13 protein-coding genes and 1 riboswitch are annotated in these 13,434 nt (G+C 72.5%); of the genes, 10 read left to right on the top strand and 3 right to left on the bottom strand.

Annotation, left to right across the window (positions count from 1 at the left end; translation table 11 throughout):
• Positions 1-54 precede the first annotated feature (54 nt).
• From ACYBSK_RS13160 to ACYBSK_RS13145, 4 genes are all read left to right on the top strand, one after another.
• A complete protein-coding gene (locus ACYBSK_RS13160; RefSeq protein ID WP_460246166.1) occupies positions 55-792 on the top strand; it encodes a response regulator transcription factor in 738 nt (245 codons plus the stop codon).
• A gap of 157 nt (positions 793-949) precedes the next feature.
• The gene (locus ACYBSK_RS13155) at positions 950-2,002 is read left to right on the top strand and encodes a glycosyltransferase family 2 protein (protein ID WP_460246165.1); all 1,053 of its coding nucleotides are present in this window, start codon (positions 950-952) and stop codon (positions 2,000-2,002) included.
• Positions 2,003-2,035: 33 nt separating this feature from the next.
• Positions 2,036-2,230, top strand: coding sequence for a hypothetical protein (locus tag ACYBSK_RS13150; protein WP_457477086.1), 195 nt, complete (start codon positions 2,036-2,038; stop codon positions 2,228-2,230).
• A 333-nt stretch (positions 2,231-2,563) separates the two neighbouring features.
• Positions 2,564-2,905, top strand: a complete 342-nt coding sequence (locus ACYBSK_RS13145) for a VOC family protein (RefSeq protein WP_457477085.1) — start codon at positions 2,564-2,566, stop codon at positions 2,903-2,905.
• A gap of 27 nt (positions 2,906-2,932) precedes the next feature.
• On the opposite strand, the gene ACYBSK_RS13140 is transcribed toward ACYBSK_RS13145, so the two are convergent.
• On the bottom strand, positions 2,933-4,360 hold the full coding sequence (locus tag ACYBSK_RS13140; RefSeq protein ID WP_460246164.1) for a PepSY-associated TM helix domain-containing protein: 1,428 nt from the start codon (positions 4,358-4,360) through the stop codon (positions 2,933-2,935).
• A 108-nt stretch (positions 4,361-4,468) separates the two neighbouring features.
• Positions 4,469-5,146 carry a hypothetical protein gene (locus ACYBSK_RS13135; RefSeq protein WP_460246163.1) on the bottom strand — a complete coding sequence of 226 codons (678 nt, stop codon included), beginning with the start codon at positions 5,144-5,146 and terminating at the stop codon, positions 4,469-4,471.
• 77 nt (positions 5,147-5,223) lie between these two features.
• Positions 5,224-5,350, top strand: a riboswitch (cobalamin riboswitch).
• A gap of 30 nt (positions 5,351-5,380) precedes the next feature.
• Between ACYBSK_RS13135 and ACYBSK_RS13130 the strand changes: the two genes are divergently transcribed.
• The 3 genes from ACYBSK_RS13130 to ACYBSK_RS13120 are packed head-to-tail and all read left to right on the top strand — an operon-like array spanning position 5,381 to position 8,303.
• Positions 5,381-6,412 carry an ABC transporter substrate-binding protein gene (locus ACYBSK_RS13130; protein ID WP_460246162.1) on the top strand — a complete coding sequence of 344 codons (1,032 nt, stop codon included), beginning with the start codon at positions 5,381-5,383 and terminating at the stop codon, positions 6,410-6,412.
• Positions 6,409-7,515: a FecCD family ABC transporter permease gene (locus ACYBSK_RS13125; protein WP_460246161.1), complete on the top strand. Its 1,107-nt coding sequence runs from the start codon at positions 6,409-6,411 to the stop codon at positions 7,513-7,515. The genes ACYBSK_RS13130 and ACYBSK_RS13125 overlap by 4 nt, the downstream gene beginning before the upstream one ends.
• On the top strand, positions 7,512-8,303 hold the full coding sequence (locus tag ACYBSK_RS13120; RefSeq protein ID WP_460246160.1) for an ABC transporter ATP-binding protein: 792 nt from the start codon (positions 7,512-7,514) through the stop codon (positions 8,301-8,303). The genes ACYBSK_RS13125 and ACYBSK_RS13120 overlap by 4 nt, the downstream gene beginning before the upstream one ends.
• 24 nt (positions 8,304-8,327) lie before the next feature.
• On the opposite strand, the gene ACYBSK_RS13115 is transcribed toward ACYBSK_RS13120, so the two are convergent.
• On the bottom strand, positions 8,328-9,032 hold the full coding sequence (locus ACYBSK_RS13115) for a (2Fe-2S)-binding protein (protein ID WP_460246159.1): 705 nt from the start codon (positions 9,030-9,032) through the stop codon (positions 8,328-8,330).
• Between the two features lie 167 nt (positions 9,033-9,199).
• On the opposite strand from ACYBSK_RS13115, the gene ACYBSK_RS13110 reads away from it, so the two are divergent.
• The 3 genes from ACYBSK_RS13110 (at position 9,200) to ACYBSK_RS13100 (ending at position 13,421) form a co-directional block, all read left to right on the top strand.
• Complete coding sequence (locus ACYBSK_RS13110; protein ID WP_460246158.1) at positions 9,200-10,033, top strand: PIG-L family deacetylase; 834 nt, start codon at positions 9,200-9,202, stop codon at positions 10,031-10,033.
• 149 nt (positions 10,034-10,182) lie between these two features.
• A complete protein-coding gene (locus tag ACYBSK_RS13105; protein ID WP_460246157.1) occupies positions 10,183-11,403 on the top strand; it encodes a metallophosphoesterase in 1,221 nt (406 codons plus the stop codon).
• Between the two features lie 362 nt (positions 11,404-11,765).
• Positions 11,766-13,421: an AMP-binding protein gene (locus tag ACYBSK_RS13100; RefSeq protein ID WP_460246156.1), complete on the top strand. Its 1,656-nt coding sequence runs from the start codon at positions 11,766-11,768 to the stop codon at positions 13,419-13,421.
• Positions 13,422-13,434: the final 13 nt, after the last annotated feature.

Below are 13,434 nucleotides of genomic sequence, written 5' to 3'. Positions count from 1 at the left end.
GCCTCCGCTCCGGTCCGTTCGACAGGCGGACCCCGTGGCCCGAGCATGTGGGTTATGCAGGCATCCGCGCCCCGGAGCGGCACGCGAGGACGGGCCCTGCCGCTGGTCCTGGTGGCGGCGGCGCCCGACGTGTCCCTGGGCTGGCTGCGCGAGCTGGACGACCCCCGCTTCTCGTACCACCTCGCGTACAGCGGCCGGCAGACCCTGCACGACCTGTACCGCTACCGGCCCGACCTGCTCGTCCTCGGCCTTCACGTACGGGATCCGGGCCCCTGGGAGGTGCTGCGGCGGGTCCGGGACATGTCCGAGGAACTGCTCGTCATCGTGGCCGCCCGGAACTTCGACCGGGCGGACGCGCTGCGGGCCCTGGAGTCCGGCGCCGACGACGTGCTGTGGCGCGGCATGCCCGACGGGTTCCAGCGGGCCGTGGTCATGGCCCGGCTGCGCCGCGCGACGCCCGTGTCACCTCCCGACCAGCTCCTGGAGGACGGCTGCCTCCGGCTCGACCTCGCGACCCGCGAGGTGACCATGGGCTGCCAGTACGTGCCGCTGACCCCGCTGGAATTCGACCTGCTGCACTTCCTCGCCCGCAACGCGGGCCAGGTCCTCTCCCCCGAGCAGCTGCTGCACCACGTGTGGCGCGGCCGGGCCGGGGGCGACGCGCACAAGGTCAAGTACGCCGTACTGCGGCTGCGCCGCGGCATCGAGCGCGCCACCGGGGTCGAGGCGCCCATCGAGACCGTGCGCGGGGTCGGCTACCGGTACGTTCCGCCCGCCGCGCACCCGGCGTAGGTCCCGGGCCGAAGGTCCCCTTCTGCCGCTCCGAAGCCGCTGCAACCGTCGCGCAACCTTCGTACGACCTCGCTGCTCCCCGGCGCGCCCAGAGTCGAGGGCGTCGTCAGGCGATCCGCCTGCGGCAGTCCACGGCAGAGCAAGGGACAGCTCGTCAATGACACTCGTCGCACTCATCCCCGCGCACAACGAACAGGACCGCATCGTCGCCACGCTGGCGGGCCTGTACCGGCAGACGGTCCGTCCGGACCGCATCGTCGTCGTCGCCGACAACTGCACGGACCGCACCGCGAAGATCGCCGACTACTGCGGTGCCGAGGTGTTCGTGCCCACGGACAACAAGGACAAGAAGGCCGGCGCCCTCAACCAGGCGCTCGCGCCCCTGCTGACCGGTCTCACCGACGACGACCTGGTGCTCGTGCAGGACGCGGACACGGTGCTCAACCCCGAGTTCGTGGAGTGGGCGGCGGAGGCCATGGAGGACGAGACGGTCGGCGCGGTCGGCGGCATCTTCTACGGTGAGCCCGGCGGCGGCCTCCTCGGCCAGTTGCAGCGCATGGAGTACCAGCGCTACGCCCTGGAGATCCGCCGCAAGCACAACGAGGCCGTCGTCCTCACCGGGACCGGCAGCCTGTTCCGCGCGGGCGTCCTGCGCGAGGTGCGCCGGGCCCGCCTGGACGGCGTCATCGGGGGCGGCGACGCGTACTACTCCCTCGCCTCCCTCACCGAGGACGACGAGATCACCAAGGCCGTCAAGACGCTCGGGTACCGCACCGTCTCCCCGGACGGCTGCTGGCTGGTCACCGAGGTCATGCCGTCGCTCGGCAAGCTGTGGCACCAGCGGCTGCGCTGGCAGCGCGGCGCCCTGGAGAACCTGCGGGACTACGGCTGGACGCCGGTCACCCGCAAGTACTTCGGCCAGCAGATCATGCTCGGCATCGGCGCCCTCGCCCTCTTCCTCTTCTTCCTCTACGCGGTCCTGAACCTCACCCTCGTCGGCTGGGGCGGCCTGTCCCTCTTCTGGACCTCGATCATGCTGATCTTCGTCGTCGAACGGACCCTGACCGTACGGCGCCTCGGCTGGCGGGCCACGCTCCTCGCGCTGCCCCTGATCCCGGAGCTGCTCTACGACGTCTTCCGCCAGGCCGTCTTCGTTCGCTCCCTGATCGACCTGGCACTGCGCCGCGAGGCCCACTGGATCGCGACGTAGCACCCACCCCCCACCCACAAAGGAGTTGCCCTGATGTACGCAAACCCCACCAGCGCCGCCATGCTCGGCGGCGCGGGCACCGGCACCCTCGCCATGACCGGCTCCCTCAGCCCCCTCGCCGTCCTCGGCCTCGTCGTCGCCTGCCTCACCCTGATAGCCGCCGGCCTCGCCCTGCGCACCCTCAGCCCGGTCATCGCCGGCAAGGACCTCGGCCCGGGACCGCACTGACCTGCTCCCCCGCTTCCCGCCACTCCAGAAACCCGTCACCGTCCACGTACGGCTCCCACTGCCCCCAGACCAGGAAGCAGGAGGTGCGCAGGGCATCGGCGGCGGCCCGGAGCAGGCCCCCGAGACCGGCGAACGCCGCCTCCTTCGTAAAGGACGCGCCGTCGTCGCGCCCGAGGCGAAGGTGGCCGGTGCGTTGCGGCGCAGCCAGTCTTCGATGGTGGTCCAGGCGTCGGAGGCGGTCATCGGACTCCCCTACCGATGAACTTTCGCGGCGACGGAAGTCACCAGTACAGGACATTCACCGCGCGATTTCGACCGCACCTGGAGGACGACGTGGCCCTGGATCTGTTCGCGGGCATTCCCGTCAGCGATTACGCCGCGGCGCTGCCGTGGTACGAGCGGTTCTTCGGGAAGCCGCCGTCGTTTCTGCCGAACGACATCGAGGCGGTGTGGGAGGTGGCGGAGCACCGGTACATCTACATCGTGGAGGACGCGGAGCGCGCCGGGCACGCTCTGGTGCTGTCGTTCGTCGAGGATCTCGACGTGCGCGTCGACGAGGTCACGCGGCGCGGCATCGAGCCGGTGGGGCGCGAGACGTTCGACGGCGGCGTCAGGCGGGTGAACTACCGCGACGCGGACGGCAACGAGATCAGCTTCGGCGGTGGGGCGGCCTGACGCGGCGGGCCGCCCCACCGGCCGCTGTCAGCCGAGCGGCTTGTAGGTGCGCCTGCCGCGCCGGTACGCGATCTCACCGAGCGCGATGTCGCACAGCAGGAACGCCGCCAGCGGGATGCCCAGCAGCGGTACGAAGTAGCCGAGCAGGGCGACCGCCGCCATCAGCGGGACCAGGACGTACGGCGGTACGTCCTGCCACGCGCCGCGGCGCAGCGGCCGGCCGAAGGCGGAGCCGCGCCCGCGCTGCCACCACATGCGGTACCCCCACACGACGAGCAGCACCACCGCGAGGGCGAGCGCGGCGAGGGCGATCTGGTTGACGAGGCCGAAGAGGTTGCCGGTGTGCAGGTCGATGCCCCAGCGGGACAGCTTGGCCAGCACCGGGTAGTCGGCGAACCGCACCACGTCCGTGACCTCACCGCTCGCCGGGTCGACGGCGACGGCGTCCTGCTTCTCCGGCCAGCTCCGCTGGATCTGCTGCACGACGTACGCCGAGGAGGCGTCGGCGGGCGGGACGATCTCCACGGGGTCCGAAAGGCCCTCGGCCCGCGCCGCCTTCAGCACCGCGTTCACCCCGACATCGGCACCGCCCGCGCCGGCCCCGGAACCCGGGGCCGCGCCGACCGTGTCGTGCCCCGCGTGCTCCCCACCGGACGCCGCGGCCGCGGAGACGGTCGGCGTCGTCTGGTTCAGCGCCTCGCGCAGGTCGGCGATGTTGGCTCCCGCGTACGTCGACCAGGTCAGCCCCGTCGCGGACAGGAAGAAGAGGCCGAGCGCCGCCCAGACCCCCACCGTCCCGTGCAACGACAGCGTCCGCCCGCGCCCGGTCGTGCCACGGATCGCGCGGCGCGCCCGGCGCCGCCCGAACCAGAGGACGAGGCCGCCACCGGCGATCACCCACATCCAGCTCGCCGCGAACTCGCTGTACAGGCGGCCGACTTGACCGAGGTGGAGGTCGCGGTGGAACTCGTCGATCCAGGTGCGCAGCGGCAGCGCACCCGTCGACCCGTACTGTTCGAGGGCGCCGCGCACCTCGCCGTTGTACGGGTTCACGAACACCGCGAGCGTATGGCCCGCGTCGACTCCCGCGACGCCGGAGAGCATCACCCGCGTCGTCGCCCCGGCCTCGGGCGACGGCCGCACGGCGCTCACCTCGCCCTCCGGGTGTGCCGTGCGGGCGGCGGCCACCTGATCGGCGACCGGCAGCTCGGACTCGCCGACGGGAACCCTCAGTTCATGCGCGTACACGATCTTCTCGGCCTGGAACGAGCCCGCGTAGAGCAGCCCCGTGACGGCGGCGACCAGCAGGAACGGGGCGACGAACACCCCTGCGTAGAAGTGCAGTCGGCGCACCAGCGGGCGCAGTGACGACGCCGCCGACCTGACGGTCGTCCGGCCGGGTGGCGGAGCCTGCGGGCTCTCTTCAGCGGGGCGTGGTTCTGAGGTGACGGACAACGTGGTCCTCCAGTGTTTTGGGCAGCACGGAGTCCGGGCGCGGGCCTGCGCGGCCCTGGGCGCACCGGATCCGGTGCAAGGGGTGCATGGGACTCGAACCGGCTGTCGTCAGGCGACAGCGTCCCGTGCGGGTGGCCCTCTGGAGGTGATCGTGTCCGCGAGGAGGAGGACACGCGGTGCGCGGTCGCGCCGCGTGCGTCGCAGAGGCATGCGGGGGCGGTGCGGCGGAGTCGGGACCCGCAGCGGAAGCCTCAGGGGCGCGGCGATACGGCGGACGACGGCCCGCGCGACCCGGAACGCGGCCCGCTCCCCGTACGCGAGCCAGAGCCCGCTCAGCACGGCGGCGAGCAGGTGGGCCAGGAACATGCCGACCGAGGAGGTGTCCGTCAGCGACATGTGCGTGGCGGACATGTCCGTCGGCGACATGTCCGTCGGCGACATGCCCGAACCCGTCATGCCGCCCATGTCATGTGCGGCGTGCCCCATCCCGGACATGCCCCCGCCACCCGCACCGTGCGCGTGCGCGGCAGTACCCCCTTGCGCCCACGAGAAGAACAGGTGAAGCGCCCCCTGCGCCACCACGGCCAGGCCCACCACCGGCAGGAGCCCCCGCTCCCTCCCGGCCGCGCCGCAGGCCACCGCACCGGTGACCGCGAACGCCGCGCCCAGCGCCCACCACGGCATCGCCGCGCCCGACATGAGCGTGTGCCCCAGCGCCGTGAGCAGCACGCAGACGGCCGCGAACATCGCGGCCCGTCCGGCGCGGGCACCCCAGCCTGAAGTCATGGCCGCCCCATCTTGGCATCAGGGCGAGCGCCAGTTTGCCTTGTCTTTGTCTTTGGTCAGCCGCTGCATAGGATCAGCAGGTCATCGCCGCGACGGATGACAGGAAGCCGGTGCGAATCCGGCACGGTCCCGCCACTGTGACCGGGAAGCGCGCGTCCGCGCCCTCCCGGAAGTCAGGCCACTGGTCCGTCGCGGGCCCATTCCGAGGAGCGCGGACTCCGTAGGAGGCTTCACGTGTACGACGGTTCCAGCCGTCCCCATCGCTCTCGCTTCGCCCGTGTCGCGGCCACGGTCGCCGCACTGTCGGCGACCGTACTGACCGCCGGCTGCGGCCCCTCCGGGCCGGACTCCGGGAGCGCCGACAACCGCCCGAAGGCCGCGGCCGCCAAGGGCTTCCCCGTCACCGTCGACAACTGCGGCGTCACCACGACGTACGACAAGCCGCCGTCGCGCGTGGTGACCATCCATCAGCATCCGGCGGAACTCCTGCTCTCCCTCGGCCTGCGAGGCCGCATGGTCGGCACGGCGTTCCCCGACTCCGCCGTCCTGCCGGACCTGCGCGAGGACTTCGCCTCCGTACCCGAACTGGCAAGGAAGGCGCCCTCGTTCGAGAAGGTGCTGGAGGCGGAGCCCGACTTCGTCTACGGCGGCTATGCGAGCGCCTTCGACGAGAAGGAGGGCCGCTCGCGCGCCACGTTCGCCGACGCGGGCATCGACACGTACCTCAACCGCGAGTACTGCGGCGGCAAGAACGTCACCATGCGCGACACCTACGCCGAGATACGCACCCTCGGCCGGATCTTCGGTGTCTCCGAGCGCGCCGACGCCCTCGTCTCCGAGCTGCGGCGCCGGGTCGCGAAGGCGGCCGCCGCCGTCGAGGACGCCCCGGACGTCCCCGTGTTCGTGTACGACAGCGGCGACAAGTCGGCGTTCACCGCGGGCGGCCGGGGCCTCGGCACCCAGCTGATCCAACAGGCGGGCGGGCGCAACGTGTTCGCCGATCTGGACGACGTGTTCGGCGACGTGTCGTGGGAGCAGGTCGTCGAGCGCAGGCCCGAAGTGATCGCGATCTACGACTACGCGGGCGACAAGAGCGTGGAGCAGAAGAAGCGGTACCTGCTCGCGCAGCCCGCCCTCGCGGACGTACCCGCCATCAAGAACAAACGGTTCGTCGTGCTGCCGCTGACCGCGACGCTGGTCGGTGTCCGGTCCGCGTACGCGGTCGAGGACCTGGCGCGCGGGCTGCACCCGGAGAGCTTCGCGTGACGGCCACCGCAGCGGTCGACGAGCCGCGGACGGTCACGCGGCAACGGCGTTTCGGTCAGGGCGCGCGGCTCACCGCCACCCTGGTCCTGCTCACGGCGCTGCTCCTCGTGTCGCTCACCGCGGGAGTCGCCATCGGTTCGGTGCGGGTGCCGCCCGGTCAGGTGTGGGGCATCGTCACGCACGCCCTGGGCGCCGACTGGTGGGGCGCCGGGGACTGGTCGCGGGCGCGGGAGACGATCGTGCTGGACGTGCGGGCGCCGCGCGTCCTGCTCGGCGCGGTGACCGGCGCCGGTCTCGCGGTCGTCGGCACGGCGCTTCAGGCCCTGGTGCGCAATCCGCTGGCCGAGCCGTATCTGCTCGGCGTCTCCTCGGGTGCCTCGCTCGGCGCGGTCGCGGTCCTCGTGTTCGGGATCGGCGTGTTCGGGGCGCTGTCGCTGCCGGTGTCCGCGTTCGCGGGCGCGCTCGGGGCGCTCGTCCTCGTCTACGCCACCGCCCGCACCGGCGGCCGCATCACCTCCGGCCGGCTGATCCTGTCCGGAGTCGCGGTCGCGTCCGTCCTCAGCGCGCTGCTCAACCTCCTGCTGCTCACCACGGACCGCGGCAACGAGGCGCGGACCGTGCTCGCGTGGACGCTGGGCGGTCTGGGCGGGGTGAGCTGGGGGACGCTGTGGCTGCCGGGGCTCGTCCTGCTCCTCGGCACGGGTGTGCTCATGGTGCAGGCGCCGAACCTGAACCTGCTGCTCGCGGGCGAGGAGGCCGCGACGACGATGGGCCTGGACGTGGCCCGCTTCCGCGCCCGCATGTTCGTGCTGGTGTCGCTCGTCACCGGTGTCCTGGTGGCGGCGGCCGGGCCGATCGGCTTCGTCGGCCTGATGCTGCCGCACATCGTGCGGCTGCTCGTCGGCGGCGACCACCGGCGGGTGCTGCCGACGGCGGCGCTCGGCGGTGCGGTCTTCCTGGTGTGGGCGGACATCGCGGCCCGTACGGTGGCCGCGCCGATGGAGATCCCCGTCGGGGTGCTGACGGCGCTGTGCGGCGGCCCGTTCTTCCTGTGGCTGATGCGGCGGGACGCCCGCCGCCGGGACGCGGGAGGTGTCGGATGACCGCGGCCGAACTCCACGTCGAGGGCGTCACGCTGAGCGCGGGCGCGCGGCGGCTCGTCGACGACGTCTCGCTGACCGCCCGGCCGGGCGAGACCATCGGTCTCGTCGGCCCGAACGGCAGCGGCAAGTCCACGCTGCTGCGCGCCGTCTACCGGGTGCTGCGCCCGGACGCGGGGACGGTACGGGTGGCCGGCGCCGACGCGTGGGCGCTGCCGGTGCGCCACGTGGCCCGGACCGTGGCCGCCGTCGTGCAGGACGCGGGCGCGGACGTGGATCTGACGGTGCGTGAGGTCGTCGCGATGGGCCGCGCCCCGCACAAGCGGCTACTGGCGGGCGACACCGCGCGGGACGCGGCGCTGATCGACGCGGCACTCACGTCCGTCGACGCCGTCGCGCTGGCCGAGCGCCCCTTCGACCGGCTCTCCGGCGGCGAACGCCAACGCGTCCTGATCGCACGGGCGTTGGCCCAGCAGCCGTCCCTCCTGGTCCTGGACGAACCCACCAACCACCTCGACATCCGGCATCAGTTGGAGATCCTCTCCGCGCTGCGCCGGCTGCCCGCGACGGTCCTGGTGGCCCTCCACGACCTCAACCTGGCGGCCCACTACTGCGACCGCCTGTACGTGCTGCGCGCCGGGGCGGTCGTCGCCGCGGGCCCGCCGGTCGAGGTCCTCACCCCCGGGCTCCTGTCCGAGGTCTACGAGGTGGCGGCCGAGGTCGCCGTCCATCCGCGCACGCGCAGGCCGCAGGTCACGTACCTGCCGGACGACGGGGGCCCGGCGGGCTGAGGCGCGGGGTCGGCTGCTGCCGCGTCAGTCGGCGAGGCAGCAGTCACCGCACTTCGAGCCGCCGGGCACCCGGTAGTACAGACAGCAGCTGCGCCGCCGGAACGCCGGAACGCGCCCCGGCCCGTCCCCGCCCACGAGCTCCCCGGTGCCCCGCAACCGGCCCCGCCCCAGCAGCTCCTTCGTGCAGCGCACGATCGGTTCGCCCAGGTCGGGGCGGGCCCGGTAGAGCACGGAGGCCGTGCCCACGAGCGCCGACGCCACGTTCCCGTCCAGCAGCCGCGGCGCGATCTTCATGGTCAGGCCGCGCTCCACGGGCCGCAGCACCGCGTCCACCTGTTCGTACATCGCGTCGACGGCCCCGGTCCCGCTGACGGCCGTGCCGGTCGGATCGGGGAGACACAGCGCGGACCCTTCGTCGTCCGCCCAGCGCAGGCCGCTCAGGTCAGGAACGACGCCGTGCAGCAGGGCGCAGGCCATGACGGGGGACCACAGGCGCGCGGCGAGCCCCAGGTGGGCGATGGAGACGCCGATGCGGGCCTCGTCGGTGGCGTAGCGGGTGGTGACCGACGCGGCGAGGGCGGCGAACCGGGCCGAGGCGCGGGCGCCGCCCAGCGACGGGCCTCTCGCCTCCGCGGTCGTGGGTAGGACGAAGAACCCGCCGAGCCGGCCCACCTCGCGCAACGCCCACGCCGTATCGTCCTGGTCCACCGCACCCGCCTTCTCACTCACGCACGCCCTCCCCAGCTCCCGGCTCCCGGACGGCAGGACGCCCCGGACGACCAATCCGCCGCACCGGGAACACTTGGCCCGGCCTGCGCGGTTGCATCAGCCGGGGGTCCTGGTGCGTGCACCGCGCCCCGCCCGACCGAACGACATTCCCGCAGGAGGACTGTTTCATGACCGAACGCCCTTTGACGCTCATGGCCGTGCACGCCCACCCCGACGACGAGGCCACCAGCACCGGAGGCGTCCTCGCGCGGTATGCGGCGGAAGGCTTCCGTACGGTGCTCGTGACCTGTACCGACGGCGGCTGCGGTGACGGGCCGGGAGGTGTGAAGCCGGGTGAGCCCGGCCACGACCCGGCGGCCGTCGCCGCGATGCGCCGTCAGGAGCTGGAGGCGAGCTGCGAGGCCCTGAAGATCAGCGACCTGGAGATGCTGGACTACGCCGACTCCGGGATGATCGGCTGGCCGAGCAACGAGGCGCCCGATTCCTTCTGGCAGACCCCCGTGGAGAAGGGTGCCGCCCGCCTCGCGGAGCTGATGCGGCACTACCGTCCTGATGTGGTCGTCACCTATGACGAGAACGGTTTCTACGGCCACCCCGACCACATTCAGGCGCACCGCATCACGATGGCGGCGGTGGAGCTGACCGATCTGACGCCGAAGGTGTACTGGACGACGATGCCGCGCTCGGGGATGCAGCGGTTCGGCGAGATCATGCGCGAGTTCCACCCGGACATGCCGGAGCCGGACCCCGCCGAGGCCGCCGCGATGGCCGAGATCGGGCTGCCCGACGACGAGATCACCACGTGGGTGGACACGACCGCGTTCAGCGGCCAGAAGTTCGACGCCCTGGCCGCGCACGCCAGTCAGGGCGAGAACATCTTCTTCCTCAAGATGGGCAAGGAGCGGTTCGGCGAGTTCATGGGCGTGGAGACCTTCGTCCGCGTCCAGGACTCCACGGGCGCCCCGCTCCCCGAGGACGACCTGTTCGCAGGGCTGCGCTAGGACTGCCGCAGGCTCGCCTCTTCCTTGGACGCCGTCGGGGGGCGGGGCGGCCGTCGCCCGCCGGGAGTGAGGCCGGTCCGGGGGCAGGACGTAATCTCGGGTCGCCGGAGAAGCTCAGAAGGTCGCCGGAGATCCTCAGGAGGCGAAGCGTGACCGAGACCAGCGACACCCGATCCGCCGACAGCGGAGCGCACGGCGCGCCGCCGAGCCGAGTGCGGCGCCTGATGCGCTACATCCCTCTGATCGCCCCGTTCCTGCTGTGGGCCGTGCCGTGCTGGGTCCTCCTGTACGGCGGCCAGCACTGGCCGCTTCCCGTCACCGTGACCGGCACCGCGCTGTTCGCCGTCGGGCTGGTCACCATGCCGCTGGCGATGACGCGCGGCCACGGCCGCCGTCAGCGGGACCGGGCGGCGATCGTCGGTGACTCGCTGCTGGGCGGGAGTTGGGTGCTGTTCACGTGGTCCGTGCTGCTCGGCGTCCTGCTGCGGCTCGCCCTGGCCGTGGCGGGCGTCGGCGACGGTCAGGACCGGGCGCGCCTGGTCACCTGGGCCGTCCTCGGCGTGACCGCCGTGCTGCTCGGCTGGGGGTACGTCGAGGCCCGCCGCGTGCCGCGCGTGCGACGCCTCGACGTACAACTGCCGCGCCTGGGCGCCGGGTTGGACGGCATCCGGGTCGTCCTGATCACCGACACCCATTACGGTCCACTCGACCGCGCCCGCTGGTCGGCGCGGATGTGCGAGACGGCCAACACGCTGGAGGCGGACCTGGTCTGCCACACCGGTGACATCGCGGACGGCACGGCCGAACGCCGCCGCGCGCAGGCCACCCCGCTGGGCACGGTGCGGGCGACGCACGCCCGGGTCTACGTCACCGGCAACCACGAGTACTACAGCGAGGCCCAGGGCTGGGTCGACCTCATGGACGAGCTGGGCTGGGAGCCGCTGCGCAACCGCCATGTGCTGCTCGAACGCGGCGGCGACACCCTCGTGGTCGCCGGCGTCGACGACGTCACCGCCGAGTCCTCCGGCCTCGCGGGCCACGGGGCCAGCCTCGACGGCGCCCTCGACGGCGCCGACCCCGGCCTCCCGGTCCTCCTCCTCGCCCACCAGCCCAAGTTCGTCGACCGGGCGGCGGCCCACGGTGTCGACCTCCAGCTCTCCGGCCACACCCACGGCGGCCAGATCTGGCCCTTCCACCACCTGGTCCGCCTCGACCAGCCGGCCCTCGCCGGACTCACCCAGCACGGCCCCCGCACCCTCCTCTACACGAGCCGCGGCGCCGGCTTCTGGGGCCCGCCCTTCCGCGTCTTCGCCCCCAGCGAGATCACCCTCCTGACCCTGCGTTCGCCGGAGCGGACCTCCGCGGCGTAGGGCCTGCCGTTCGGATCAGGCCGGGCTCGCGGGGGCTGGCCGAAACGACAGGCCCTGGACCCGCGACCTCGCGCCCGACGGGGCGTACCGAGGGATACGCGGGTCAAATCCCGCTAGGGCAAAGGAAAAGAAGGGGTCAAGCGTTCCGGCGCAGCGCAACCCGAGGCATGTGCGGCGGGAGCGGGGAGTTAGCCTGGATCTTGGTTGTCCGGGGCAACCAAAATTCCCGGCGCGGGCGCCACTTGCGCCGGGCACGGCGTCCTGCGCCGACGGCTCCGGGCCGCCTCCCCCACACCCAGACACAGCACCACCACCGGCGCACGCGAAGTCGAGGCGGGCCGGTGACGCAGGAGGAACCACCCATGCCTGACGAGGCATCCGCACACACCCCCACGCCCGCAACACCCCAGGTATTTGATGCCACTTCGGCCGATCCGGCCATATCCGACGCCGCGTCCGACGAGACGCCGGGCCCCTTCCGCACCTTCGTCGAGGACAACCTCGACGCACTGACGGCCCACCCCGACCGCGAACTCCTCGTGTACGGCGACCAGCGCCTGACGGCCGGTCATTTCCGGTCACTGGTGCACCGCATGGCGCACGCGCTCGCCGCTCAGGGCGTCGCACGCGGCACGACCGTCACCCTCCTCAGCGGGAACCTGCCCGAGACCATCGCGGCCCGCTACGCCGCCAACCTCGTGGGCTGCCGCGTCAACCACCTCTACAACAAGCTGTCGGCCGACGTGCAGGCCGCGATCGTCCAGGACGTCGAGACCCAGGTACTGATCGTCGACCCGCTCTACGCGGACCGCGCCGCGGAGGTCACCGCCGACACGCCCGTCCCCCACGTCCTCGTCCTCGGCGAGTCCAAGCGGGAACTCGGCCGGGACCTGCTGGCGCTCGCCGCCGAGCAGCCCGACGAGCCGTTCGTGTCCCGGGCCCGCCCCGACGACATCTGCACCATCCGGCACACCGGCGGTACGACGGGCCACCCCAAGTGCATCGTCACGACCTTCGAACAGGTCAACCGGATGCGCCGGATGGTGGCTCAGGCGCGCCCCGCCGAGCGGGAGTTGCCCCGGCAGCTGGCCTGCACCACGCTGGCGCACGCCGCGGGCATGCTCGCGGACGGTGTCATCCAGGCCGGCGGCTGCGTCGTGCTGCACGAGGACTTCGACGCGGGCGAGGTGCTCGCCACCATCGAGCGCGAACGCATCACCCACCTCTTCCTGCTGCCGCCCCTGGTGTACCAGCTCCTCGACCACCCGGACTCCGAGCGCCGCGACCTGAGCAGCCTGCGCGGACTGACGTACGGCGGCTGCCAGGCGTCGCCCGTCCGGATCGCGGATGCCGTACGCCGCTTCGGACCCGTACTCCTGCAGTTCTACGGGCAGAACGAGGCCGGCGGCATCAGCGTGCTCACCCCCGAGGACCACGACCTGGACCGGCCCGAGCGGCTGCGCTCCGCGGGCAAGGTGCTGCCGAGCGTGGACATCGCCATCCGTGACACCGACGGCAAGGACCTGCCGGTCGGCGGACTCGGCGAGATCTGCGTACGGTCCGAGGGCACCATGACGGGTTACTGGAAGCAGCCGGGGCTGACGGCCGAGGTGCTGCGCGACGGCTGGCTGCACACCGGTGACATCGGCTTCCTCGACGAGGAGAACTACATCACCGTCGTCGACCGGCTCAAGGACATGATCGTGGTCGTCGGCGGCCACGTGTACACCACCGAGCTGGAGGACCTGCTCAACTCGCACCCGAAGGTGCTCCAGAGCGCGGTCTTCGGCGTACGGGACGCCGACCGCATGGAGCAGGTGCACGCGGCGGTCGTGGCCGCGCCCGGCGTCCCGGTGGAGGCGGAGGAACTGCGGGCCGCTGTGCGCGCCCAGCGCGGCCCGATGTACGAACCGGCTCACATCACCTTCGTCGACGCGCTGCCCCTGACGGACGCGGGCAAGCCGGACAAGAAGCTGCTGCGGCGGCGGGCGGAGGAAGGGCAGGAGGAGCGGGTCTAGGGCGACCGGGCCG

This window comes from Streptomyces sp. BYX5S (genome assembly GCF_054724165.1).
This window is presented reverse-complemented; position numbering and strand designations above follow the sequence as displayed.

Bases quoted from the DNA above. Each gene is read 5' to 3' on its own strand.
- ACYBSK_RS13110 (WP_460246158.1), top strand. From the start codon at position 9,200: ATGACCGAACGCCCTTTGACGCTCATGGCCGTGCACGCCCACCCCGAC.
- ACYBSK_RS13100 (WP_460246156.1), top strand. From the start codon at position 11,766: ATGCCTGACGAGGCATCCGCACACACCCCCACGCCCGCAACACCCCAG.
- ACYBSK_RS13120 (WP_460246160.1), top strand. From the start codon at position 7,512: ATGACCGCGGCCGAACTCCACGTCGAGGGCGTCACGCTGAGCGCGGGC.
- ACYBSK_RS13155 (WP_460246165.1), top strand. From the start codon at position 950: ATGACACTCGTCGCACTCATCCCCGCGCACAACGAACAGGACCGCATC.
- ACYBSK_RS13160 (WP_460246166.1), top strand. From the start codon at position 55: ATGCAGGCATCCGCGCCCCGGAGCGGCACGCGAGGACGGGCCCTGCCG.
- ACYBSK_RS13135 (WP_460246163.1), bottom strand. From the start codon at position 5,146: ATGACTTCAGGCTGGGGTGCCCGCGCCGGACGGGCCGCGATGTTCGCG.
- ACYBSK_RS13150 (WP_457477086.1), top strand. From the start codon at position 2,036: ATGTACGCAAACCCCACCAGCGCCGCCATGCTCGGCGGCGCGGGCACC.